We start from the raw sequence: 24,627 nt of genomic DNA, 5'->3' as shown, positions 1-24,627 counted from the left end.
TCAGAAAAAGATCAGCAGGCCGAGGCCGCCCACCAGGAGAAACTTGATCTGGGTGCTGAGCTTGTGGTAGTCGACCTGTTGCCGCGCCCGGAGCAGCTGGGCGACGATGATGGCTACCGCCAGCAGCAACAGCACGATGCAGGTGAGCATGGGAGGCTGGAGGAAGGCGGGCCATCCCAGAAATACGGGACTGGCGATAGAGATGAGTACCATGAGGCCCAGTCCGATGGCCAGCTGTCGGCTCTTGGCTACCCCCAGCAACACGGGCAGGGTGCGCCGCCCTTCCTGCCGGTCGCCCCTCAGGTCCTCGAGGTCCTTGACCAGCTCCCGCAGCAGGGTGGCTACGAAGGCGAAGACCATGAAGAGGAGGCATACCCTCAGGGTATCGGTGGCCAGGGCGGGATTCAACTCATACAGCCGCGCCAGGGCCTTGCGTTCGGTGAGCACCAAAATGCCCGGCACGCCGGCACAGTACAGCGCCACCAGGAAGTTGCCGATGAAGGGCATGCGCTTCAGGGTGGCGCTGTAGAGGGCCAGGATGCCGATGGCCAGGGGAAAGAGGAAGAGCAGTTGCCGCTCGTTCAGCCGCAGGGCCAGCAGCAGGGCGAACAGGTAGCCGACAAAGACGATGGCGGCGAAGAGCCACTGCACGTTCTGCCGGCCCACCTTCAGGACCATGTTCTTGCCGGGGTGGTTGATAGCGTCGATGCGCACGTCGCGCAGGTCGTTGATCAGGTAACCGGAGGCGGTGATGGCCACCGTCACGAGGCACAGTTCGAAGAACTTCCACGGGCGCAGCACCCCGGCAATCCCCTCCGCGTCGAGGGCGGGGAGGATGATGCGGTAGTAAATCAATACCTGGGTGAGGGCTACGACCAGGAGGTTCTGCATCCGAACCAGCCGAAACAGATCAAATAAGGGCAATCGCTCCATGGCCGGCAAGATACGCTGCCGACCCTAGTCCCGCAGCAAATCGCGGCTGATGACCAGCCGCTGGATCTCGGAGGTGCCTTCCCCGATGGTGCAGAGCTTGCAGTCGCGGTAGTACTTTTCAGCGGGGTATTCCTTGGTGAATCCGTAACCTCCGAAGATCTGTACGGCCTCGTTGGCAACGCGTACGCTCGTTTCCGAGGCGAACAACTTGGCCATGGCCGCCTGACGGGTCATGGGCAGTCCGGCGTCCTTGAGGCGGCCGGCGTTCCGGGTCATGAGTTCCGCCGCTTCGATTTCGGTGGCCATGTCGGCCAGCTTGAAGGCGATGGACTGGAAGCGGCTGATGGCCTTGCCGAACTGTTCGCGCTCCTTGCTGTAGGCCAGGGCGGCCTTCATGGCTCCCTTGGCAATGCCGAGGCTGAGGGCGGCGATGCTAATGCGGCCGCCGTCGAGGATCTTCATGCTCTGGATGAAGCCCTCTCCCACTTCTCCGAGGATGCGGTCGGCGGGCAGGTAGCAGTTCTCCAGGATGATCTCGGCGGTTTCGCTGGCGCGCATGCCCAGCTTGTCTTCTTTCTTTCCGCCGCGGAAGCCCTCGTCGCCCCGCTCCACGATGAAGGCCGTCATGCCGTGGCTGTCGAGCAGCTCACCGGTGCGGGCGATCACCACGGCTACGTCGCCGCTGATGCCGTGGGTGATGAAGTTCTTGGCTCCGTTCAGGATGTAACCGCCGTCGGGCTGTTTTTCCGCCACGGTGCGCATACGGCCCGCGTCGGAGCCGGTGTTTGGTTCGGTGAGTCCCCAGGCCCCCAGGTGCTCGCCGCTGGCCAGGGCGGGCAGGTATTTCTGCTTCTGCTCCTCGCTGCCGAACATCAGGATATGGTTCGTGCACAGGGAGTTGTGGGCCGCCAGGCTCAGGCCGATGCTGCCGCATACCTGGGCCACCTCGTCGATGACGGTGATGTACTCAGCGTAGCTCAGTCCGCTGCCGCCGTACTCTTCGGGTACGAGCACGCCCATGAAGCCGAACTCCCCCATCTTCCGGAAGAGGTCGCGGGGAAAATGCTGCTTCTCGTCCCACTCCATTACGTGGGGGAAAATGTTGGTGCGCGCGAAATCCGCGGCACTCTGCCGGATGAGTTCCAGCTGTTCTTCGCTCGCCGTGGTGGTGGACGGCGCGGTCATATTTGCGGTCATTGGTGGTGGTGGTTGGTGAAAGGGCTAAAACTTAAATGTTAAAGTCGGTAAAATGTTAGCGGCCGGGGCGTCTTAACGCCGACAGCCGGGATTTGGCGGAAGAGATTCCGGAGGATGGCAAAAGTCTGCGGCCGGACGGGAAACCGACATATATTTTACGCAGTGAAAGCAGGCCGATATTCCTTCGCCGACCCGCCCGACAAGATACGTAAAACCAATATTAATTCGGTTTTTACCACCACAACTCACCTGCCTTTCGGCCGTTACCGGGACATATCATCGTGTTCCGTATGACAAGATATCATTCTCTTGCCGCCACCTTTTTTCTGGCCCTGATGCTCAGCCCTTTTCTGGCTGGTCGCGTCGCCGCCCAGGAGTCTCTTTTCGACCGCCTCTACCAGGAGCTGGCCACCGAGGCCGTCGACGTGGTGCTGACCCTGCCCGTCGACAGCATCCGCAAGGATACCCGCACCCCCCAACCGGCCACCTTCTCCTACACCGACGGCGACGGAGAGGTACTCACCCTGGGTACCGAGGCATCGCTGCGGGGCAAATTCCGCCGTACCCGCTGTGCCACCCCGCCCCTGAAGCTCAACTTCTCCAAGAAGGAACTGCGGGCCGCCGGCCTGCTGGACCACGACAAGTACAAGCTGGTAACCACCTGCTACGCAGACAGTACAGCCACCGCATTGCTACTGAAGGAATACCTGGCCTACCGGGCCTACGCCCTCTTTAGCCCCGATGCACACTACCGTACCCAACTGCTGCGGCTCACCATCCGCGACCTGTCCGGTAGCCACCCCGAGACCACCGCCTACGCCTTTCTCATCGAGGACGCCGACGAAATGGCGGCCCGGGCCGGAGGCAAGGAGATCGACGAACTGCCCAGCCTCGATGCCGACCTCTTCGACCCCACCGCCGAGGCCACCCACGCCATGTTCCAGTACCTCATCGGCAACGCCGACTGGAGCCTGGCCCTGAACCGCAACGTCAAGCTGGTCCAGCGCCCCGACGGCAGCCTGCTGCCCGTAGGCTACGACTTCGACTTCAGCGGTTGGGTAGGCGCGCCCTACGCCAGTCCGGCCAGCGACCACGGACAGCAGAGCATTTACCACCGCGTGTACCTGGGCTACGGTCAGAGTGACCGGGTGCTGCGCAACGTGAGCCAGGATTTCCGGGGCCAGCGCCGCAACCTGCTGAACCTTATCGACGAGTTCAGCCTGCTGCCCACCAACGACCGCCGGATTCTCCAGCGCTACGTCCACCGCTTCTACGACGAGCTAGCCACCATCAGCAGCAACACCAGCGTACTGTTCTACGACCAGTTGCGGGGGGCCACCGCCGAGGTCATCCCTCCGGGCAGTTCCCCCGCCCACTACCGGGCAACCACCCGGCGGTAATTACCTTTGGGGCATGATTCAAATCCCCCAGAACCGTACCCGCGCCCAAGAAAGCCGGGCCGCCGTACAGCGGCTCTACATTGCCATGCGTCACCTGCTCATCCGCGGCAGCTACAAGCCCGGAGGCATGAGCGGCAAGACGCTGATGGACAACCTGATGATCCTCCGCCCCGAAATTTACGGGTCGATCACCGACACCGAACGGGTAGAGCTGAACGGGCTGCATTACGTATTTCAGCGGCTGCCCAAGGGCATCGAGGAGTGCCGCTTCATCCGCCTCATCACCCGGGAAGGGTACGAGAACAGTCACTTCACCCCCATCGTGCCGCCGAAGCGCCGCCGGGAGGCCTACCGCATCGACGTCCACGAGATGTACATCGAGATGACCCGCGGCCGCAGCGACATCTACGACATCCTCACCCACCTCACCTTTCTCTACGCCGAGGCCAACAAGATCTACCGCAACAGCCTCGACAGCAAGGGGCGGCAGAAGCGGGAATGGCAGCTGCTGGCCGAAATCGTGGAGCGGGAGAAGAAGGGTGAGGAATTCAAGATTGAAACGGCCTACACCTACCTGAGCACCCTGCTGGGCCGGACCTACAACGAGATCGTCGACGCCTGCCGCCGCTTCGCCGAAGAGGAGATGGTTAACTCCCTCTTCCACATCACCTACTGGCTCGGACTGCTGGCTAAGGAGGAACTGGAGAACGACCACGACCGGGAGGTGTCCTTTTCCAGCACCCTGCGGGAAAAGACCGGCCACCACTACTTCGGCGAACTGTGGGCCAGCGCCGTCAAGGAGGTACTGCTGGAGCGCGGGCTTTTCGGCCGCCCCCTCCACGTGGTAAGCGCCAACCTCCACAGCGTCATGAACGCCCTCTTTGCACCCGCGGCCACCGCCCAGAAACTCCGCGCCGGCCGCTCGGTCTACGACGTGGCCCGTTCCCTCTCCCAGCCCGAAGGGCGCAACCTGCGCGAACTGGTCACGAAACTGGCGCTGAAGAACGGCATGATCGAGATCGTCGACACCAGCGGCAGCAACATCGGCGTGCAACTCTTCGACACCGCGGCCTTCGACCCCAAGGTGGTCAGCCCGGAACTGGAATTCGCCCCGGCCCCTACCCCCGACACCGCCCCGGTGATTCTGGTGATGGATTACGCCTTTGGCGAACAGGCCTACGAGAGCATGGACGAGCTGCTGCGTCCCTACCACCCCCCCGGTAGCGATGAGGTATACGAAATGCCCGTCGAAAGCATCAATATCATGGGCAAAGCCGGCATCCTGGAGGGCATAAAGGGCGACCTGATGATCCCCGACGCCCACATCTTCGAAGGCACAGCCGATAACTATCCCTTCAAGAACAGCTTTACCCCGGATCAATTCGAGGGGCACGGCCTGGGGGTCTACTGCGGCCCCATGGTCACCGTACTCGGCACCAGCCTGCAGAACCGCCAGATCCTTGAGTATTTCCTGGAGAGCAGCTGGAAGGCCGTAGGACTGGAAATGGAGGGCGCCCACTACCAAAAAGCCATCCAGGCGGCCACCCACATCCGCAAGAGCGCCAACCCGAACCTGAAGTTGCGTTACGCCTACTACGCCAGTGATAACCCCCTGGTGACCGGCCACACCCTGGCCAGCGGAAGTTTAGGTGTCGACGGCGTCAAACCTACTTACCTAATTACGGTTGAGATCCTGAAAAGCATTTTTCACTCGTAAGCTACGAGCCGCCTTCTTCTCAATCACTCCGGCCCCGCTTTTGCGGACAAATCCCCTATTGTGCGTACCCTGACCGTCCTGATCCTCCTGGTGTTGAACTGCTCCCTTTTCGCCCAGGGGCTCCAACTCGATTCCATCTTCCGCTCCTCGGAGCGCTACGCGGTAAATCCATGGGTAAGCGTACCGGCCATCGCCGTAGGCGCCTACGCCAGCCAGCAACGGTTGCTCTCCCTCCAGGACAAGCCCCCCATCCCCCGGGAAACGCTGCAGGAACTGCGGGCCGAGGACGTGAACGGCTTCGACCGCATCGCCCTGCGGATGGACGTGGACAAGCACAAGCAGGCCATCATCCAGAGCGACTACCTCTTCAATACGGGCCAGTGGCTGCCCTTCGGGCTCTTCATCTGGAAAAAATACCGCCGCGACTGGTTCGACATCACCCTGATGTACCTGGAAGCCCAGACCACCCAGGGACTGTTTTACGGTTTTGCCCCCTTCGGTCCCACCCTGGTGGACCGAATCCGGCCGAAGTCCTACTACCCGGAATTCCCCTACGAGGAGCGCACCGACGGCAATGAGTGGAACAGCATGTTCAGTGGCCACGTATCGACCATGTCCACCGGCTTTTACTTTTTCGCCCGCATGATCGACGACTACAACCCGGACCTGACCGGGGGGCAGCGGGCCCTGCTGTATACCGGGGCTACCGTCCCCTCCCTCCTGGGGGGGTGGCTGCGCGTCAAGGGCCTCAAGCACTACCCTACCGATGTATTGGTGGGGCTGGGCGTAGGGGCCATTAGCGGCATTGGCGTTCCCAGCCTGCACAAATGGTGGAAGGCCCGCCACCGCAGCTCGCTGAGCCTCAGTCCGGTGTACGGCGGAGGCGCGGGCGGACTGGCGCTGGTGCTGAAGTACTAGCCGAACCTCCGGCGGCAGGGGCAGTTTCCACTACGGAATTCCCCTACCATGCCCCGACCCCTACTCGCCTTTCTGCTCTGCCTCCTTCACCTTTCCCTGCTGGCCCAACCGGCGCTGGCGCCTGACCCCAAGACGGAATCCGTATACCGGGTGCGCCACCTCTACGAAGGGCTGGGCGGACTGGCCGTGATGGTCGGGGCCACCACCGGCATCGACGCCCTGCGCAGCAAGGAGGAGATCAGCGACGAAACCCTGCAACGACTCCAGACCATGGAGGTGGGTCGCCTCGACCGCTGGGGGCTGGAGCAGGATGCCCTGAAACGCTTCAAAAGCGAGGAAGCCAGCGACTACTTTTTCAATGGCTCGGTGCTCCTGCCGCTTACGCTCTTCGTAAATAGGAAATTCCGCAAGGACTGGCTGGACATCAGCGTGCTTTACCTGGAAGCCCACGCGCTGTCGGCCGCCACCTACGCCTTCAGCCCCCTGGGTCCCCTGTTCATCGACCGCTACCGCCCCGTGGCCTACTACGATGAGCTGAGCTATGAGGACCGGCAGGCGGGCAATAACCGCAACAGCTTCTTCAGCGGCCACGTGAGCACTACCGCGGTGGGTACCTTTTTCTTTACCAAGGTGCTGTCCGACTACAACCCCCAGTGGACGGCCGGCCACCGCGCCATCGCCTTCACCCTGGCGAGCCTACCCCCGGCCTTCGTGGCCGTACAGCGGGTGCGGGCGCTGAAGCATTTTCCGACCGATACGGTGGTAGGGCTCGGGGTCGGCGCCTTCTTCGGCGTCATGGTGCCCCACATCCACAAAACCTGGGCCCGCAACCACCGCAGCCGCCTCTCCCTGGGCGGCGGCTACCACGATGGAACGGGTAGCGTGGGTTTCGTAATTACCTATTAAGTTTAGGCCCGAAGCGCACCGCTTACTCCGCATCCAAGCGTCCCGGAAGCGAGCCGCGAATTATCTTTCCGGTTCATTAACCAAGGTATTATGTTAGACTTATCAATCCACGACCAACCCAACGTAGACATCAGCTACCGCCACGTCGGCAGTACGGACGTCACCCGCTACGAAAAGATGCACGTAGAGGTCTTCCGCGATTCCGCCAAGGCCTCGATCGCCGTGGCCCACGAGATCGCCGACCTGATGCGCTCCAAGGCCGACAAGGGGGAATCCTGCGTGCTGGGCCTGGCTACGGGGTCTTCCCCCATCCGGGTCTACGCGGAGCTGGTGCGGCTGCACCGGGAGGAAGGGCTTGATTTCAGTCACGTGATCACCTTCAACCTCGACGAATACTACGAACTGCCCCGGGGGAGCCGCAACTCCTACTGGTACTTCATGCACGAGCACCTGTTCAACCACGTGAACGTGGATCCCCGCAACATCCACATTCCCGAAGGGAACATTCCCTTGGAGAAGGTTTACGACCACTGCATGCAGTACGAGGCCATGATCCGGGAGGCCGGCGGACTCGACTTCCAGCTGCTCGGCATCGGCCGGACGGGCCACGTGGGCTTCAACGAACCCGGCTCCCACTCCCGCTCCCTCACCCGCCTCATCACCCTGGACCACCTGACGCGGGTCGACGCCGCCGGCGACTTCCAGGGCATCTCCAACGTGCCCACCCGCGCCATCACCATGGGCATCCAGACCATCAGCCAGGCGCGGCGCATCGTACTGCTGGCCTGGGGCCACAAGAAGGCCGAGATCATCCAGAAGACCATCGAGGAGGAACGCACCTCGGAGATCCCCGCCACCTACCTCCAGGACCACCCGAACGTAACCGTGCTGCTGGACGAAGAGTCGAGCGCCGACCTGCGCCGCTTCAACACGCCCTGGCTCGTGGGCCCCTGCGAGTGGACGGACACCCTGGAGCGCAAGGCCATCATCTGGCTCAGCCGCCACGTCGACAAGCCCATCCTCAAGCTCACCGAGCGGGACTACAACAGCAACGGCATGTCGGACCTGCTGGCCCTCCACGGCTCGGCCTACGACCTGAACATCCGCATGTTCAACAAGCTGCAGCACACCATCACCGGCTGGCCCGGCGGCAAGCCCAACGTCGACGACAGCCAGCGCCCCGAGCGCCGCGACCCGGCCCGCAAGCGGGTTATCCTCTTCAGCCCCCACCCGGACGACGACGTCATCAGCATGGGGGGCACCTTCGCCCGCCTGGTGGAGCAGGGCCACGACGTACACGTAGCTTACCAGACCAGCGGCAACATCGCCGTTTCCGACGCCGACGCCCTGCGCTTCGCCGAGTTCGCCCGTGACCTCAACCAGAACCTGGGCTCCGGGAACGCCCGCCTGGACTTCATCATCCAGGAGCTGAACGACAGCCGCAACAAGTCGCAACCCGATTCCAAAGAGGTCCGGACCATCAAGGGCCTGATCCGCCGCGGCGAGGCCATCGCCGGTGCCCGCTTCGTCGGCCTCCAGGACGCCAACATCCACTTCCTGGACATGCCCTTCTACGAAACCGGGAAGAGCATCAAGGACGACCTGGGCCCCGATGACATCCGCATCGTGCGGGAGCTGATCGAAAAGGTGGAACCCCACCAGATCTTCGCCGCCGGTGACCTGGCGGATCCCCACGGTACCCACAAGGTGTGTCTGGATGCCATCTTCCGCGCCCTCGAGCAGCTGGAGGAAGAGCAGCCCGCCGCCATCAAGGATACTTGGCTGTGGCTCTACCGCGGCGCCTGGCAGGAGTGGCCGATCCACGAAATCGAAATGGCCGTCCCCCTCAGCCCCGCCCAGGTGGAGGCCAAGCGGAACGCCATCTTCTTCCACCAGAGCCAGAAGGACGGCGCCATGTTCCAGGGTGAGGACCACCGGGAATTCTGGCAGCGCGCTGAGCAGCGCAACCGGGAAACCGCCCGCCTGTACAACCAGCTGGGCCTGACGGAGTACGAAGCCATCGAAGCCTTCCGCCGCTGGGAATTCCGCCGCACGGCGGAGCCCGTAAGCTAGGGCGGCGCCGGCGCGCGGGTTCCGGGTTCACCACCAAAACTTCCCTCCATGATTCATTCCCTTGCGGGTAAGGTAGCCATCGTTACCGGTGGCAACAGCGGCATCGGCGCGGCCATCACGAAGGTGCTGCGGGAGCGCGGGGCCCGCGTGTTTGTACTCGATCTGGCGGAGGGGGCTAAGGACAGCCTCCGCTGCGACGTAACAAAACAGCAGGAGGTGCGCGAAGCGGTCGACGGGGTCGTCGCGGAAGCCGGCCGGCTGGACATCCTGGTCAACAACGCCGGCATCGGCTTCGTCGGCACCCTGGAGCAGACGGCCGAGGCCGACCTGGACCGCCTGTACGCCGTCAACGTAAAGGGGGTCTACAACTGCGCCCTGGCGGCCATCGGCCACCTCAAGGACGGCGGCGGCGGGGTGATCCTCAACATGGCTTCCATTGCGGCTACGGTCGGCATCGCCGAACGCTTCGCCTACTCCATGACCAAGGGGGCGGTGCTGACCATGACCTACTCCCTGGCCAAGGACTACCTCGCCCACGGCATCCGCTGCAACAGCATCTCCCCGGCCCGGGTGCATACCCCCTTCGTGGACCAATACCTCGAACGGAATTACCCCGGCCGGGAAGCGGAGGTGTTCGACCAGTTGTCGGCCACCCAGCCCATCGGTCGCATGGGGCGTCCGGAGGAGGTGGGCTACCTGGCCGCCTACCTCTGCTCGGACGAGGCGGCCTTCATCACGGGTACCGACTTCCCCATCGACGGGGGGTACATCAAACTTAATGGCTGACCATTCAGGAGGTTACGGTACGGCGCAGCGGAAATTGCTTCTTCACATAATTTCCGGGCGGCCGGATCAGTTAAGGGGATAGTTTTTTGCACCGCGATCCACTTTTTTAAGCTTTCGGGATCGACGGTGGCATCAGTGTCTCTCATCTACACCCTTTTCTGTGTTGTCCCGAACCCTTTCCCCCCTATGCCTTGGCGTAGCCCTGTTGGTGCTGTCGCTGTCCCAACCCCTTATGGGGCAGGAAGGCTGTAACCTCCCGTCCACCGTGGCCTCCCTGTTGCCGAACCCATCCCTGGAGGAGTTCTCCGCGGGCCAGGCCGGCTGTGGTTCCCAGCAACCCAACGGCTTGCCCGACAACACCAACCAGGCCAACTGTCTGGTAGGCTGGCAGCGCATCAGCCTGGGCACCACCGACGCCTGGAACGCCTTCACCCTGCCCAGCGGTGGCCCAGGCTTTCCGAGCAAGCTGCCGCAGCCCCTGCCCAGCGGATCCAGCGTGGCCGGCTTCTGGGTCGGCATCAAGGACACCAACGGCAACCAGTTCCGCAACGGCAACCGCACCTGGGCCAAAAGCTACCGCGAATACCTCGCTGCCTGCTTCGAACCCGGCAACGAAATCAAAAGCGGAGTTGACTACCGGCTCACCTTTCACCTGGGCTTCGCCGAACAGGAAACCTACCACTTCCAGGGCCGGAAAATCGACGTAGCCTCTCCCTCCGGCGTGGAACTCAGCGTATATGGTGTAAAGGATTGCAACCAGCTGGACTTCGGCAGCTTCTACGGCTGCCCCGAGGAAGCCGCCGCCGCGGGATACGAACTCATCGCCAACGTAACCGTGGAGGGCACCCCCGGCAGCTGGACCCCCGCCTCGGTCGACTTTACCGCCCTGGGAGACTACGCCGCCTTCGCCATCGGGGGCAGCTGCGCCGACGACCAGACCCGCACGGACAGCAAGTACTACCGCAACTACTACTTCATCGACGACCTCATCCTCAACCGCCGGGAAGCCTTTGAAGAACCGGTAGCCGGCCCCGTATCCATCGAAGGCCAGAGCATGTGCGCCGACGAGCTCGTCCTGCGCGGACAGCCCACTGCCGGAGCCACCTACCAGTGGTACCACGACGGGGTAGCGGTGCCCGACGCCACCCAGCCTTCCCTGGCCCTGACGCCCGCCTCCGACATCGACGGCAACTATACCCTGCGCATCGAAAGCGCGGCGGGCTGCGCCACCACCGAGGCGGTCCGCATCCAGCGTCCGGTGATCTACGACCAGTTCCCCGACTCCGTCGCCCTGTGTAACGGCGGCGGCGCCACCGTTTTTGCCTCCCACCAGTCGGCCGGCACCTACACCTGGAGCGACGGCAGCAACCGCAGCTACCTGCCGGTGTCGAAACCCGGCACCTACTCGGTCACCATCAGCTCCGCCTGCCAGGAACGGGTAGAGTCCTTCACGGCCGTGGAAACCAACGACATCAGCTACCGCTACCGCATGACCCCGGAGAACCCCTGCCTGGGCGATACGGTGGAAATCTCCCTCGAGACCGGCTGGTACGCTCCCCTGGTTATTTATACCGTTTCCGAGGAGGAGCGCCACTACGTCTCCGGTAGCGCCCCCATCCGGGTCGTGGCCGGTGAAGTGGACACCATCTCCGCCATGTTCATCTCTTCGTGTAGCATGTACACGGACAAGATCGTGGTAGCCGCCCTGCCCAAGTTCACGGCCGAGGCCGCGGTCACCGACCTGAACTGCCAGGGCCCCACCGGGGCCATCGCCCTTTCGGTTACCGGTTCCGCCCCCGACCAATTTGCCTGGAGCGGCCCGGACGGTCTGCCGCTCGCAGCGGCTACCGAAAGCGTCCTGCCCGTACAGGCGCCGGGCACCTACCAGGTTACCCTTTCCGGGGAAGCCAACTGCGCCACGACCTTCAGCTATACGGTGACGGACCGGCAGTTCTCGGTCGACGTGCTCACCACCGACGCCGCCTGCGGCCCGGACGGATCGGCCAGTGCCCTGGCCAGCGGTGGCACCCCACCCTACGCCATCGAATGGCGGCCGGCCGCCGACCAGCCACCCTTCGGCTCCTCCGCTTCGGTGATCACCGACCTGCCCCGCGGCAACTACGTGGCCCGCGTCAGCGACCAGGACGGTTGCTCGCAACTGGAAGAATTCACCATTACCGGTCCCGATCCGCTGCAGGCCACCGCCGTGGTGGAGGTGGAAGGCTGCTCCCCCGCCAACACCGCCCGCCTGGATATCGAGGTTAGCGGTGGCGTAGCGCCCTACGCCTACTCCGTCGGCGGCGGCGGCCTGCAACCCGAGGCCTCCCTCGCCGGGCTGCCCGAAGGTCGCTACACCGTGCAGGTTATCGATGCCCTGAATTGTGAAGCGCCCCCCCTGGAAGCCGAGGTGAGCTACCCCGAGCCCGTCGTAGTGGAGCTGGGTACCGACCAGCGGATCAACTACGGCGAAACCATGCAGCTGAACCTGAACGTCAGCGGCACCAATCCGGAAGAAGCCCTCATCTTCTGGGACTCCAACGCCGAACTGGAATTCCCCGATGGTCCCCTGACCGCGGTGAGCACGCCGGAAGCTACCGCCTGGTACACGGTGGAGTTCGTGACCCCCGACAACTGCGTCTACACCGACAGCCTGGTGGTGAACGTCAACAACTCCATCCGCGCCTTCGTTCCTACCGCCTTCAGTCCCAACGGCGACGGCAACAATGACCTGCTGGAGCTCTACCCCAACGTGGGCATCACCGGGGTGGAAAGTTTCCGGGTCTTCGACCGCTGGGGTGGCCTCGTCTGGGAAACCAGTGCCGAAGCCGTAGCCTGGGACGGCACCCGCTTCGGCCAGCCCGTCACCACCGGCACCTACTTCTACCACGGGGAACTGCGGCTGCGGCGCGGCGGCACCACCCAGGTGAAGGGTACCATTCAGCTGATTCGGTAGAAAAACCAGGGCCGGGCGGCGAACAAGTGATTTAGTTCTGCTTTTATTGTGTAAAGCGTATATCTTTATGATATATTTGCTTTGCGTTTTAAAACACTATTGAACTAAACACAACACTGTGACAACCGCCCAGCTTGTCCTCTTGATGAGGACTTGGGCGTTGCTGCTTACCTTCTTATTAGTTGGTCCTTCTTTATCCGCACAAGAAAACTGTTCTAATGGCATCGACGACGATGGCGATGGACTGGTAGATTTAAACGATAAGGAAAACTGTAGCTGCGCTCTTTCATCCACCCTCACTTCCCTGCTTCCCAACCCTTCCCTGGAGCAATTTGACCCCGGTCAGTTCGGCTGTACCAGCCGGCAACCCGGTGGCCGCCCCGATGCCGTCAACCAGGCCAACTGCCTCACCGGCTGGAAGCGGGCCTCCCTCGGCACCACCGATTCCTGGAACGCCTTCACCTTCACCAACGCCGGTCCCTTCTTCCCCGCCGCCCTGCCCCGCCCCCTGCCGAGCGGTACGGGCGTAGCCGGCTTTTGGGTAGGCGTGCGGGACACCCCCGATGCCTCCTTCGTTAACGGAAACGGCACCGCCACCAAAAAGTACCGCGAATACCTCGCCGCCTGCCTGGTCGACGGTCAGGTCATGGAAGCCGGGCGGCCCTACCGCCTCACCTTTAACCTGGGCTTCATGGAGCCCCAGCGGGCCACCGAGGACGAAACCGTAGTGGATGTGCGCTCCCCGGAAACCGTCGAACTCAGCATCTACGGCGTCCGCGATTGTGAGCAGCTGAATTTCGGTTCCTTTTACGGCTGCCCCGAGGAATCGGGCGCCGAAGGCTACGAACTGATCGCCAACGTTACGGTGAACGGCAAGGCCGGCAGCTGGACCGCCGAGCAGGTGGACTTCGTATCCAGGAGCACCTACGCCGGGTTCGCCATCGGCGGCTCCTGCGCGGCCGACAACGGGCGCCCTGACGGTGGCAACTACCGCAACTACTACTTTATCGATGACCTGATCCTGAACGAGCCCGCGGCCTTCGCCGAGCCCGTGGCCGGCCCGGTGCAGGTCGACGGACTGACCGTCTGCGACGAAACCATCACCCTCACCGGTACGCCCTCCCCCGGTGCCACCTACCAGTGGTACCGCAACGGGGTAGCCTTGTCCGGCGCTACCGACCGGACCTTGCAGCTCCGCAGCGGCGCCCAGGTGGATGGCAAGTACGTCCTGCGGGTGACCACCCCCCTGGGCTGCGCCCTCACCGAGCCGGTGGTCATTCAGCGCCCCATCGTTACCGACCACTTCGCCGACAGCATCGCGCTGTGCAGCAACCAGGACTCGATCGTGCTCTCCCCCCGCCGCTTCACCGGTGCTACCTACCGCTGGTCCGACGGCAGCGAGGGTCCCAAGCACGTCGTGACCGAAGCCGGTACCTACCGCGTGACGGTGAGCGAGGCCTGCGTGGAGCACACCGAAACCATCGTGGTGGAGCAGGACGTTCCCTTCGCATACGAAATTACCCAAACGCCCCGGCAACCCTGTGCGGGAGAAACCGTGACCATCCGCGTCACCAGCAACGCCCACGAACCCCGCTACTACTTCCGCAACAAGGAAACCGGAGAGCCCCTCACGGCCCGCGACGGTGAACTGCAGGTCGTGGCCGGCGAAGTGAAGGAGATCCTGGCCTTCCTCGGCAACGGCTGTGGACTGGAAACCGAAACCATCCGCATTGCCAGCAGCACCCCCTTCCCCGAACCCCAGGCCTCGGTGGAGGACATCACCTGCCGTACCGGTACGGGAACTGTTCGTCTGAGCCTGCCGGCCGGCTATTCGGGTACTGAGTTCAGCTGGGTCGACCCCGCCGGCAAACCCGTCGGCGACGGCACCGCTACCCTGTCGGTCAGCCGCCCCGGCACCTACTCCGTCACCCTGATGGACGGCAGCCACTGCCCCCGAACCTTCGCCTACACCGTTGGTGAGGCCGATTCCTTTACCGCCCAGTTGGCCACCGAACCCGCCGGTTGCCGGAGTGGCGGCAGCATCAGCGTGACCTCAGTCACCGGCACCGCCCCCTTCCGCTACCGCTGGTTCTACGAAGGGGCCCCCGACCCCACCCACGAGAACCTCTCCAGCCGTAGCAACCTGCCCGCCGGAAACTACACCGTGGAAATTACCGACGCCAGGGGCTGTAGCCTCCGCCAGGAGGCCACCATCCAGGGTACGCCACCGCTCCAGACTACCGTTACCACCGCCTTTGCCGACTGCAGCGACCCCGACAGCGGGACCATCCACGCTGCCGTAGCCGGCGGCCGCGCGCCCTACCGCTTCCGGCTGGCGGGCTACCCCGAGCAGGCCGACCCCACCTTTACCGGCCTTACCGGCGGCACCTACCGACTGCAGGTGATCGACGCGGCCGGCTGCTCCTCCGCGGCCACCGTGGTGAGCTTGGAAGCCCCGCCGGAGTTTGAGCTCGGGAAAGACCTGCGCATTTCCCTCGGCGATTCGGCCATCCTCAACATCGAAAGTCCGGGTACCGACCTCACGCGGGGACGCTTTTCCTGGAACCCCTCCCCCGGCAACCTGGACTGCTCGGACTGCGCCTACGGATACGCCACCCTGAGCGTCGCCCCGGTCGTGAGCACCGAATACCGGGTGACCTACACCACCGCGCAGAACTGTGAAATCACCGACCGCATCCTGGTACAGGTAGACCAGGCCCCGAACGTCTACGCCCCGACGGCCTTCAGCCCCAACGGCGACAACGTCAACGATGAGTTCCGGCTCCACCTGGGGCCCGGCGCGGGCACCCTCACCGACCTGATGATCTTCGACCGCTGGGGAGAACTGATCTACCAGAGCATCGACGGCTCCGAGCCAGCATGGGACGGTACCTACCGCGGGCAGCTACTGACCTCCGGAGTGTTCGCCTACGTAGGTCACCTTCGCCTGGACAACGGCATGACGGTACCCATAAAGGGCTCCGTTACGCTGGTCGACTAGCCGACAGGCCGCGCCGCAGGCCCTCCAGCTCCGCCAATCCGCGCATGCGGCCGTACAGGCTGTAGCCCGGATTGGTGCGGCGCTTGCGGTCGTCAAAGAGGGTAAAGCCGTGGTCCGGCCGGTAGGGTACGTCGTTTTTGGCACGCAGTAGCTCGCCCATCACGGCCGCCATATCGACGTCGCCCTGCAGGTGACCGCTTTCTTCAAAGCTGGCGTGGGGCTTCAGGGCCACGTTGCGCAGGTGTACGAAGTGGATGCGGTCCAGGTACTTCCGGGCCATGGCGGGCAGGTCATTGTCCTCCCGTGAACCCAGCGAACCGGTACAGAGACAGAGGCCATTGGCTTCCTCGTCGACCATCTCCAGGATATCTTCCAGGTCGGCGGCGGTGGAGACGATCCGCGGCAGGCCCACTACCGACCACGGTGGATCGTCGGGGTGGATGGTCAGTTTAATTCCCTCCTTCGTGGCTACGGGTACCACCTCCTCCAGGAAGCGCTGGAGGTTCTCCTTGAAGGTGGCGCGGGGGATGTGGAGGTAGGGCTCGATGGATTCCTTGAAGGAGGCCAGGTCGAAGCTCTCCTCCGAGCCGGGCAATCCCTTCAGCATATTGTCCATCACCTCTTGCCGATCCTCGGGGCCCATACTTTCGTAGTGGTCGGTGGCCAACTCGACGAGCTCCGCCGGGTAGTCCTCCGCGGCGTGGGGCCGGGCCAGCATGAAGATGTCGAAGGCGATCAGGTCCAGGCCGTACAGGGCTACGGTGGTTCCCCCGGGCACGGGTACCGCCAGGCGGGTGCGGGTCCAGTCGAGGACCGGCATGAAGTTGTAGCATACCGTGGTGATGCCTTCGGCCGACAGGTTCTCCAGGGTGCGGCAGTAATTCTCGATCAGCTGGGGGGCCGCATCAGTGTTCTGCTTGATGCCCTCGTGGACGGGCACGCTCTCCACTACCGACCAGGGCATGCTGCCCAGCTCCTTCTTCCGCTGCCGGATCTCCTCCTGGCTCCACACGGCTCCGTTCTCCACGTGGTGGAGGGCGGTCACGACGCCCCGGATGTCCAGGGCGGATACTTCTTCAATGCTGATGGGGTCTTTCGGGCCGTACCAGCGCCAGGTAGGATACATAGGTGGGTGGATTTTCAGTTTGTGATCAACGAATGTAGCATTTCCCCGCGAGCTTCTACCCTCCCCCGGGCTTCCCCCTCGCCACTCCGCCCACCAATGTAACAATCGATTGCCAAAGCTGCTGGTAATCTGGCCGTTTGGGGACCTGGGGAATAGTCTAGATTTTCACCTCCCGGCCGGTTTCGGCGCTTTCGATGATGGCGCGGATCACACGGATGTCGTGTTTGGCCAGGGTACCCGGGGCGATGAGTTCGGTTCCGTTCAGGATGGCCAGGGCGTCGTCGTCCATCTGGATCGACTGCTGGTTGGGCACCGGGGGGCCGAGTACCTTGCCGTCGCTGGTGCTTCCCTTCACGCCGGTGTAGGGTTGCATGGGGTCCATTTCGTACCAGCCGTTTTCAGCGTCGATGTGTAGCTCGTTGTAGTCTTCCACCACACTGGTCTTGCCTTCGGCGGTCATCCCGTCCGGGTAGCGGAGGGTGTAAGTAGTGGTCAGGTCGACACCGTTGGGCCGGTCCTGCCGCCGTTGTTCGGCCTTCACCACCGCTACGGGTTGCAGCTGGGTGCCGTAGGCCAGACCGTTCACGGTGTACACGCCCATATCGTAGAGGGCCCCGCCGCCCATGTCGCGCTGTCCGCGCCAGTAGTCGGCCGGGGGCGGACTGCCGGCGTAGCCCGCGTAGGCGTGGGCGCCGGTGAGGGGGCCGTAGGCCTTTTCCTTCGTCAGTTCGATCAGCTTGCGGGTGTTCGGTTCGTGCATCATGCGGTAGCCGATCGCGAGCTTGACGCCGTTGCGGTTGCAGGCGTCGATCATTTCCTGGCATTCCTCCGGGGTCATGGCCATAGGCTTTTCGCACCAGACGTGCTTGCCGGCGTTGGCCGCCCGTACGCTGAAGTCGCGGTGGGTAGCCGTCGGCGTGATCACGTAGATGACGTCGATCTCGGCGTTGTCGGCGATTTCGTCCATCGTGTCGTAGGTGTAGGAGTTCTCCTTCTTGATGTTGTACTTCCGCTGCCACTCGGGGAGCTTCTCGGGACTGCCGGTGATGAGCCCCCGCAGTTCGCAGTGCTCGGTCAGTTGCAGGGCCGGGGCGATCTGACCGCTGGCGTAGCCCCCCAGTCCGAGGATGGCAATGCCAAGCTTACGGCCCTGGTCCGGGCGGCGGGGCGCGGGTTCCGGGTCCTCCCCGGCGGAAGCCGGTCCGGAGGAATTACAGCCGATGAGGCCTGGTGCCAGGAGCAGTCCCGTGGCTGCGGCGGACTGGCGGAGAAACTGGCGGCGGGGGTTGGAGGGTGTTTTGTGAGGCATGGGGATCTGGTTGCTGGTTCTGGTTGCTGGTGGAAGTGGTCGGAGCCTGGGTTGTTCAAATATAATCCGATAGTGTACTCGGTTGAGTAGCAACCACTGAATCACGTTCGAGAAGTATGGCAGCCCAGGAATAATTACCTATTTTCCGGTACAGGTAATCCACCGTCGATGAAACCACTTTTTCCCCTCCTGCTGTTGGCACTTCTCCTGGCGCACTGCACCCGCGTCGCGCCGCCCGATACCGGGGCTCCTTCCGGCGACCTGGTCATTTATGACGTCAACGTGCTCACCATGGTGGACGACCGGGTGTTGCCCGACCGGGCCGTGGTGGTGGCTGATGGCCGCATCAGTCGGGTGGTCCCCATGGACCAGGTGGACACCGCAGACTTTGCGGAGGTCATCCATGGGAGGGGGCAGTACCTGCTGCCCGGACTGGCCGAAATGCACGCCCACATTCCCCACCCCGACGAAACGGGGGATGACCGGATTGAGGAGACGCTGTTCCTCTACCTGGCCAACGGCATCACCACCGTTCGCGGCATGCTGGGGCACCCCGCCCACCTCGAACTGCGCCGCGCGGTAGCCGATGGCAGCGTGCTGGGGCCCCGCATTTTTACCTCCGGCCCCTCCCTGAACGGCAGCACCGTCCAGACCCCGGAGGAGGCCCGTACGAAAGTCCGCGCCCAGCAGGAGGCGGGCTACGACTTCCTGAAGATCCACCCCGGTATTCAGCGGGAGGTATTCGATACGCTGGTGGCCACGGCCGATGCGGTGGGGATCGACTTTGCGGGCCACGTCCCGGTCGACGTGGGTATCCGCCGTGCCCTGTCGCTCCAATACGCCAGCATCGATCACGTCGATGGCTACCTGGAGGGACTGGTACCGGAAAGCGCCGGGGTCGATCCCACAGAGAACGGCTTCTTCGGCTACAACTTCGCGCCTTTGGTGGACCTGGATCTGCTGCCGGAGTTGATCCGGCTGACGGACGAAAACCGGGTGTGGGTAGTCACTACCGAAAGCCTCTTCACTCGCTGGGCCTCCCCCGAGCCGGCGGAGGTGTACCTGCAACAGCCGGAGATGAAGTATATGCCCGGCCGTACGCTGCTCAGTTGGCGGCAGAACAAGACCAACCTCATCACCGCCCCGGGCTACACCCGTGAACAGTGGGAGCAAATGATGGCAACCCGCCGCGAGATCATCCGCCGGCTCAACGACACGGGCTTGCTGTTGCTGGGCTCCGATGCGCCCCAGGTCTTCAACGTACCGGGCTTTTCCATCCACCACGAGATCGACGCCCTGCAGGCCGCCGGCCTTTCCGCCTACGACATTCTACGGATGGGTACCGTCCACCCGGCCCAGTACTTCGACCGGGCCGGAGAGTTCGGCACCGTCGATCCCGGCGCTTCGGCCGACCTGATGCTGGTATCCGGCAATCCCCTCGAGGATATGGACCACCTCCAGCAGCCCGCCGGCGTCATGATCCGCGGCCGCTGGCTGGATCGCGCCTTTTTGGATGCGGAGTTAGGGCGGATTGCTGAGGGGGTGGGTGAGTGAGGGAAGGAGCTTCTCGCTTTATTGAGTCCCGTATAGTGATCGGACGCTGGGCGTCGGACCAGCCCCCCGGCACCCACGCGCCGCCGCCACCGACTATCCCCTGGACCGGGTAAACAAGAGGCTGAAACCGTAGCCGAACACAAAGCAGGTCACCACCCCAATGAAGGCGTAAAGCAGGAAACTGATGGCGGTAAAGACGCTCACGTAGTAAATAACGACCGCGCTGGCGGCCAGCCCCAGCAGGGCCCCGGGGGCATTGGCCCGGGTGGTGAGCATGCCGAGGAGGAAGAGCCCACCCAGCCCGCCAGTGAAGAGGCCGAGGAAGCGGTAGAATTCGTCCCAAAGCGACTGTATGCTGGCGTTGGCCATCCAGAGGGCCAGCAGAACCCCCGCCACCCCGGTGGCTACCGTGGCGTAGCGGGCGATGCGCAGGAGGCGCAGGTCGGCCACCCCGGGGCGGAAGTGGCGGTAGAAATCGTTGCAGAAGGCAGTGGACACCGAGTTGAGGCTGCTGCTGATGCTGCTCATGGCCGCCGAGAAGATGCCGGCGATGAGCAGACCGGAGACCCCCACCGGCAGCTCCCGCACGATGTACCAGGGGAAGATGGAATCGTTGTTGGACAGGGCCGGGGATAGCGCCTGCGGCCGCTCGGAGTAGAAGACGAACAGCAGGGTACCCAAGCCGAAGAAGATGACGGTAGCCGGCAGGGTGAGCAGGGCATTGGTATAAAGGGTGCGCTGGGAATCACGCACGCTGCTGCTGGTGAGGTAGCGCTGCACGATGGTCTGGTCGGTCCCCTGGGTGACCATAGCGGAGGCCAGTCCCCCAAAAAACACCACCCAGAAGGTAGAGCGGGTGAAGTCGAAGTCGAGGTCCACCACGTTGAATTTGTCGTGCTCCTGGGCCAGGGCCAGCATTTCCGACCAGGAGCTTTCGGTGTGCAGCAGGATCCAGACCACGGCCAGGATACTGCCACCGAGCAGCACCACCACCTGAAGCACGTCGGTCCACACCACCGCCTCAATGCCGCCGAAGGTTGTGTACATGATGCAGAGCACGCCCATGATGAGGATGCTGGCCTCGACCGGCATGCCGGTGACGATGGAAATGGCCAGGGAAGGCAGCAGCAGCACGATGCCGATGCGCCCCAGCTGGAAGAGGATGAAGGAAAGGCTTCCGAAGGCCCGGGCCGCGTAGTTGAAGCGCGTCTCCAGGTACTCGTAGGCGGTGCGGATGTGCAGCCGGTTGAAGAAGGGGATGAAGAGAAAGGCGATCACCGGCGTGATGAGGATGGCCGTGATGTTGAGCATGAAAAACGACCAGTCGGTAGTGAATGACTTGGCTGGAATGGCCATGAAGGTGATCGCGCTCAGCAGCGTACCGAATACGCTCAGCCCCGACGCCCACCAGGGGATCCGCCCACCACCCGTGAAGTAGTCGGCGGTGGAGTGCTGCTTGCGCGAGAAGTAGACGCCGATGAGCACCGACAACAGCAGGTAGCCCGCCAGTACGCCGTAATTCACCCAGCCGAAGGGGCGGGCCGCTTCGGAGGGGCGCAGCTCCCGGACCGCAGCCGTGCGTACTCCGGGAGATACCTCCCCCGACACCAGGGTGAGCGCCCCGTCTCCCCCGTCCACCGCCAGGGTGGTCACCGGTAGTCCCGCCTCCAGGGTGTCGTAGACGAACCACCGCCCGGTGACGGTATTGAGGGCCAGTACATCCCGGGAAAAGCCCGGGTGGGTAGTGAGCAGTTCGGTGGACCGCCGGTGCAGGGAATCCGCTTCAGTTGTATCCATAGTGGCTGATGCCTCCAGCGCCAATCGCTCCAGCTCGTCGAAGATGACTTCGTCGGAACCCCCGTAGAGCAGCAAGTGCATGGAACCGAGAGGCTGCAGGCTACCGCCCATCCGCACCATCGGACGGCCGTCGATGCGCATCTCTCCGGCTGAGGACCACCGGCCCGTGTGGAAGTCGTAAGTGAGGTAGTCCGTCAGCGGCAGTGACTTTTCCCCCGCCCGCTGCCGGCGCCCCCCTACTACGTACAGTTTTCTGCCGGTGGGACTCTCCTGCACGCCCGCGGCGTGCAGCGCCCGGCCGGGGCCCGGCAGATCGGGCAATCGCTCCCAGTTCCCCTTTCCGTGTACGGGAATACGGTAGAACGACCGTACACTCCCCCCGGCATTCATCCCCCCGACAACGTAGACCGAGTCGTCCTCCATCACCGCGGCCGCGTAGGCCAGGGGCTCGGGCAAAGCCGGGAAGGCCCGTTGGCGTACGGCACCCGCGGCCGCGTCGTAGCTGAGCAGGAAGGCCCGGTCACTGGTCTCGCTGCCGGTCTCCCCGCCCAGCACCAGGATGCCTTCCGGGGTAGCGACGGAAGCGCCGTAGGCCAGCGGGGTGGGCAGACGTTCCTCCGCCGGTGTCCACTGCCCGTCGCGAAGGAGGTAGATGTCGTCGCTGTACACCTTGGACCCGCCGGCCCAGGGCATCCCGCGGGAGAAGTTGGCGCCCCCCGCCGCGATGAGTACGCCCCCGGTTTTTCCCCCGACCATGCCCGCGTAACCGAAGGCCAGGCTGTCCCCTTCCGCCGCCGGCAGGGCGGGGCGGTCGGTCACCGTTACCTGCGCCACGCCCACCAGGGGCAGCAGGAGGATCAGCAACAGGGAAAGCAGATAGGTCGGGGGGTTCATCAGCGAAGGTTGGCGGGGGTTGAATAGATCAGTCCGGTGGCTTCCCGGACGCCGGCTTCCGTGACCCTCACGGGCACGCAGGTGAACATCCATTTCCAGCCCGCCGCCGTGTGGGGCACCTTGAGCAGGATATCGTTCCACCCCCGGCGCAGCGGCACCGCGGTGGGCGTGCGGTAGAAGTAGTCTTCGTCGACGAAGGGAATTTCGTCCGAGGCAGCGGCTACGCCGGGTTGCCGCCACGCGGGCGGGGCGATTTCATTTCCGTTCACCCATACCTGCGGGTTGCTGTGGTGCCACTGCCCGCGCTCCGGTGTAGGCCCTCCCCGCCGGCCGCCGGAGCGGGACCAGCCCTGGAAGCCAATCCAGAAGTCCTGCATCCGGTCGTCCGGGGAATAAATACGGGAAAATGCGTAAAACGTGCCGCTGCTCGCTTCCGTCACAGCGGGAAAACCAAAGAAGTGTTTCAGGTGCAGGGTAGCCCCGGCGTAGGGGCCGCTCAAGGGGTAAGTCGGTCCACCCACCTCGTACGATTCACGCAGCGTATCCTCCACCGGGAAGGAGCGCTTCGGGTTCCCCGCGTGGTCGAAGGGCCCGATCAGCCGCCAGTGGAGGTCGGTCTGCCGCAGGTAGGGGAATTCCCGTCCGGCGAAGTAGCGATCGCGGTGGGTGATGACCTTGTTCTCGAAGGCCCGGAAAGCCTCGAAGGCCGGGGTTCCGGGGGGCGGCAGGTTGGCCCAGTAGGCTTCCTGGTTCGCTTCCCGGCCGTGCCAGATGGCGTCGGCGTAGAAGACCATGGCCGGGTAGACGGGGTTCTGCCGCAGGATGTCCCGCTCGTGGGCCACGCGGTTGTCGGGCCAGGCGCAGAGGATGCCGCCCAGGGCCAGGGAATCGCCCCGAGGCTGCCGCGTGGGTTGCTGAAAGAAGAGGCGGGTCATCCCCGCGAAGGGGTCGAGGTGGTTGATGTAGTTGGCCCGGGAGTCGATGAACCTCCTCCCCTCCCCCGGCGGGTGGCGCGCCCACAGCTGCTGGATCGAGGTGGTGTCGCCGGGCACGTCCAGTCCTTCCTCCCACACGATCACCTGCCGGCCCGCGGCTTCCAGTTGGCGGATGATGGCGGTCAGAAAGCTGTCCGGCACGGCCTCGGCCGCATTCCTCACCTCGTCCGTGCCGATGTGGACGTAGGGCATCGTTTCGGCGTCGGCCAGCTCGGTCAGTTCCGCGAAGAGGTCCAGCACGATCTCCAGGGCGCGGGGCTCGGCCATGCTTTGGAGTCCGAAGGCGCGGCGGAAGGCCGCTGAGTGCCCCGGCAGGTCGAATTCCGGGACGACGGTGATGTTCCGCTCGCGGCAAAATTTGATCATCTCCCGGAACTCCTCCTGGGTATAAAATTTCCCGGCGTTCCGCGTAGTGGCCCGGGCCGATTGCAGCTCCGGGTAGCGCTTGCTCTCCAGCCGCCAGCCCGGATCGTCGGTCAGGTGCCAGTGGAAGAGGTTGTACTTGTAGGCCGCCAGCACTTCGATCTGCTCCCGCAGTTGCTCGATCGACTGGAAGTTGCGCCCGGTATCGTGGAGGAAGCCCCGGATCGCGAAGGCCGGCCAGTCTTCAATTGATACCCGGGGCAGTATCCCCTCCCCGTCCCGCTTGCGGAACAACTGCCGCAGGGTGGCCACGGCGTAAGCGGCGGCGGCGCGCGCGGGTGCCGTGACCGTCACGGAGGAATCCACGCGGATCCGGTAGGCCTCCTTGCTATCGCTAAAAGCCACGGGTTGATTTGCAAACCGGACGGGTAGCCCCGCGTCGGAAAGCGGGATCCCCTCCTCCACCAGGAAGGCCCGCAGTTGGGTGGCGGCCTGCGGCCAGTCGCCGTCCGCTACGGCTACCGACGTGAACGCCACTTCACCCCCGGAGTACTCGACGTGGCGGGGGGTGGGAATGAGGGCCGGCAATTCGCTGTCCTGGGCGCCCAGCGGCAGGCCTGCCAACAGCAGTTGTCCCAGCACGAGTGTCAGGGCCAGCAAGCTGCACCAGGATCGCAGGCGGATGGGTCGGGGGGGGGGGTACAT

15 protein-coding genes are annotated in these 24,627 nt (G+C 63.9%); 9 read left to right on the top strand and 6 right to left on the bottom strand.

Features of this window, described 5'->3' with window-relative positions; genetic code table 11:
• Complete coding sequence (locus CGL56_RS14845; RefSeq protein ID WP_099107355.1) at positions 1-933, bottom strand: geranylgeranylglycerol-phosphate geranylgeranyltransferase; 933 nt, start codon at positions 931-933, stop codon at positions 1-3.
• A gap of 24 nt (positions 934-957) precedes the next feature.
• Positions 958-2,130: an acyl-CoA dehydrogenase family protein gene (locus CGL56_RS14840; RefSeq protein WP_320055061.1), complete on the bottom strand. Its 1,173-nt coding sequence runs from the start codon at positions 2,128-2,130 to the stop codon at positions 958-960.
• A 290-nt stretch (positions 2,131-2,420) separates the two neighbouring features.
• Between CGL56_RS14840 and CGL56_RS14835 the strand changes: the two genes are divergently transcribed.
• From CGL56_RS14835 to CGL56_RS14800, 8 genes are all read left to right on the top strand, one after another.
• The gene (locus CGL56_RS14835) at positions 2,421-3,530 is read left to right on the top strand and encodes a hypothetical protein (protein WP_143470745.1); all 1,110 of its coding nucleotides are present in this window, start codon (positions 2,421-2,423) and stop codon (positions 3,528-3,530) included.
• A gap of 13 nt (positions 3,531-3,543) precedes the next feature.
• Positions 3,544-5,247 (top strand): DUF6909 family protein, encoded by a 1,704-nt coding sequence (locus tag CGL56_RS14830; RefSeq protein ID WP_099107353.1) that lies wholly within the window; start codon positions 3,544-3,546, stop codon positions 5,245-5,247.
• A gap of 60 nt (positions 5,248-5,307) precedes the next feature.
• A complete protein-coding gene (locus tag CGL56_RS14825; protein ID WP_245851988.1) occupies positions 5,308-6,165 on the top strand; it encodes a phosphatase PAP2 family protein in 858 nt (285 codons plus the stop codon).
• Positions 6,166-6,213: 48 nt separating this feature from the next.
• Complete coding sequence (locus CGL56_RS14820) at positions 6,214-7,071, top strand: phosphatase PAP2 family protein (RefSeq protein WP_099107351.1); 858 nt, start codon at positions 6,214-6,216, stop codon at positions 7,069-7,071.
• 90 nt (positions 7,072-7,161) lie between these two features.
• Entirely contained in the window at positions 7,162-9,144 is a 1,983-nt protein-coding gene (nagB, locus tag CGL56_RS14815) for a glucosamine-6-phosphate deaminase (protein WP_099107350.1), read from the top strand.
• Positions 9,145-9,192: 48 nt separating this feature from the next.
• The gene (locus CGL56_RS14810) at positions 9,193-9,930 is read left to right on the top strand and encodes an SDR family NAD(P)-dependent oxidoreductase (RefSeq protein WP_099107349.1); all 738 of its coding nucleotides are present in this window, start codon (positions 9,193-9,195) and stop codon (positions 9,928-9,930) included.
• 160 nt (positions 9,931-10,090) lie between these two features.
• Complete coding sequence (locus CGL56_RS14805) at positions 10,091-12,883, top strand: gliding motility-associated C-terminal domain-containing protein (protein WP_143470744.1); 2,793 nt, start codon at positions 10,091-10,093, stop codon at positions 12,881-12,883.
• Between the two features lie 145 nt (positions 12,884-13,028).
• Complete coding sequence (locus CGL56_RS14800) at positions 13,029-15,884, top strand: gliding motility-associated C-terminal domain-containing protein (protein WP_167641699.1); 2,856 nt, start codon at positions 13,029-13,031, stop codon at positions 15,882-15,884.
• On the opposite strand, the gene uxuA is transcribed toward CGL56_RS14800, so the two are convergent.
• Together uxuA and CGL56_RS14790 are read right to left on the bottom strand one after the other, a co-directional pair.
• The gene (gene uxuA, locus CGL56_RS14795; RefSeq protein ID WP_099107346.1) at positions 15,868-17,010 is read right to left on the bottom strand and encodes a mannonate dehydratase; all 1,143 of its coding nucleotides are present in this window, start codon (positions 17,008-17,010) and stop codon (positions 15,868-15,870) included. The genes CGL56_RS14800 and uxuA overlap by 17 nt on opposite strands.
• Before the next feature lie 157 nt (positions 17,011-17,167).
• A complete protein-coding gene (locus CGL56_RS14790; RefSeq protein WP_099107345.1) occupies positions 17,168-18,319 on the bottom strand; it encodes a Gfo/Idh/MocA family protein in 1,152 nt (383 codons plus the stop codon).
• A gap of 168 nt (positions 18,320-18,487) precedes the next feature.
• Between CGL56_RS14790 and CGL56_RS14785 the strand changes: the two genes are divergently transcribed.
• A complete protein-coding gene (locus CGL56_RS14785; RefSeq protein ID WP_099107344.1) occupies positions 18,488-19,873 on the top strand; it encodes an amidohydrolase family protein in 1,386 nt (461 codons plus the stop codon).
• 93 nt (positions 19,874-19,966) lie between these two features.
• Here CGL56_RS14785 and CGL56_RS14780 read toward each other — a convergent pair whose 3' ends face one another.
• Both CGL56_RS14780 and CGL56_RS14775 read right to left on the bottom strand, forming a co-directional pair.
• Complete coding sequence (locus CGL56_RS14780; RefSeq protein ID WP_099107343.1) at positions 19,967-22,564, bottom strand: sodium:solute symporter family transporter; 2,598 nt, start codon at positions 22,562-22,564, stop codon at positions 19,967-19,969.
• On the bottom strand, positions 22,564-24,627 hold the full coding sequence (locus CGL56_RS14775) for a family 20 glycosylhydrolase (RefSeq protein ID WP_099107342.1): 2,064 nt from the start codon (positions 24,625-24,627) through the stop codon (positions 22,564-22,566). Before CGL56_RS14775 ends, CGL56_RS14780 begins: the two co-directional genes overlap by 1 nt.

Origin of the sequence: Neolewinella marina, from assembly GCF_002631205.1 — a bacterium.
Classification (GTDB): domain Bacteria; phylum Bacteroidota; class Bacteroidia; order Chitinophagales; family Saprospiraceae; genus Neolewinella; species Neolewinella marina.
Note: the sequence above shows the minus strand (reverse complement) of the source record. Positions and strands in the feature narration are given on the sequence as shown.

Coding starts and splice junctions, on each gene's coding strand:
- CGL56_RS14845 (WP_099107355.1), bottom strand. CDS start 933: ATGGAGCGATTGCCCTTATTTGATCTGTTTCGGCTGGTTCGGATGCAG.
- CGL56_RS14840 (WP_320055061.1), bottom strand. CDS start 2,130: ATGACCGCAAATATGACCGCGCCGTCCACCACCACGGCGAGCGAAGAA.
- CGL56_RS14835 (WP_143470745.1), top strand. CDS start 2,421: ATGACAAGATATCATTCTCTTGCCGCCACCTTTTTTCTGGCCCTGATG.
- CGL56_RS14830 (WP_099107353.1), top strand. CDS start 3,544: ATGATTCAAATCCCCCAGAACCGTACCCGCGCCCAAGAAAGCCGGGCC.
- CGL56_RS14820 (WP_099107351.1), top strand. CDS start 6,214: ATGCCCCGACCCCTACTCGCCTTTCTGCTCTGCCTCCTTCACCTTTCC.
- nagB (WP_099107350.1), top strand. CDS start 7,162: ATGTTAGACTTATCAATCCACGACCAACCCAACGTAGACATCAGCTAC.
- CGL56_RS14810 (WP_099107349.1), top strand. CDS start 9,193: ATGATTCATTCCCTTGCGGGTAAGGTAGCCATCGTTACCGGTGGCAAC.
- CGL56_RS14800 (WP_167641699.1), top strand. CDS start 13,029: ATGAGGACTTGGGCGTTGCTGCTTACCTTCTTATTAGTTGGTCCTTCT.
- uxuA (WP_099107346.1), bottom strand. CDS start 17,010: ATGTATCCTACCTGGCGCTGGTACGGCCCGAAAGACCCCATCAGCATT.
- CGL56_RS14790 (WP_099107345.1), bottom strand. CDS start 18,319: ATGCCTCACAAAACACCCTCCAACCCCCGCCGCCAGTTTCTCCGCCAG.
- CGL56_RS14785 (WP_099107344.1), top strand. CDS start 18,488: ATGAAACCACTTTTTCCCCTCCTGCTGTTGGCACTTCTCCTGGCGCAC.
- CGL56_RS14780 (WP_099107343.1), bottom strand. CDS start 22,564: ATGAACCCCCCGACCTATCTGCTTTCCCTGTTGCTGATCCTCCTGCTG.
- CGL56_RS14775 (WP_099107342.1), bottom strand. CDS start 24,627: ATGTACCCCCCCCCCCGACCCATCCGCCTGCGATCCTGGTGCAGCTTG.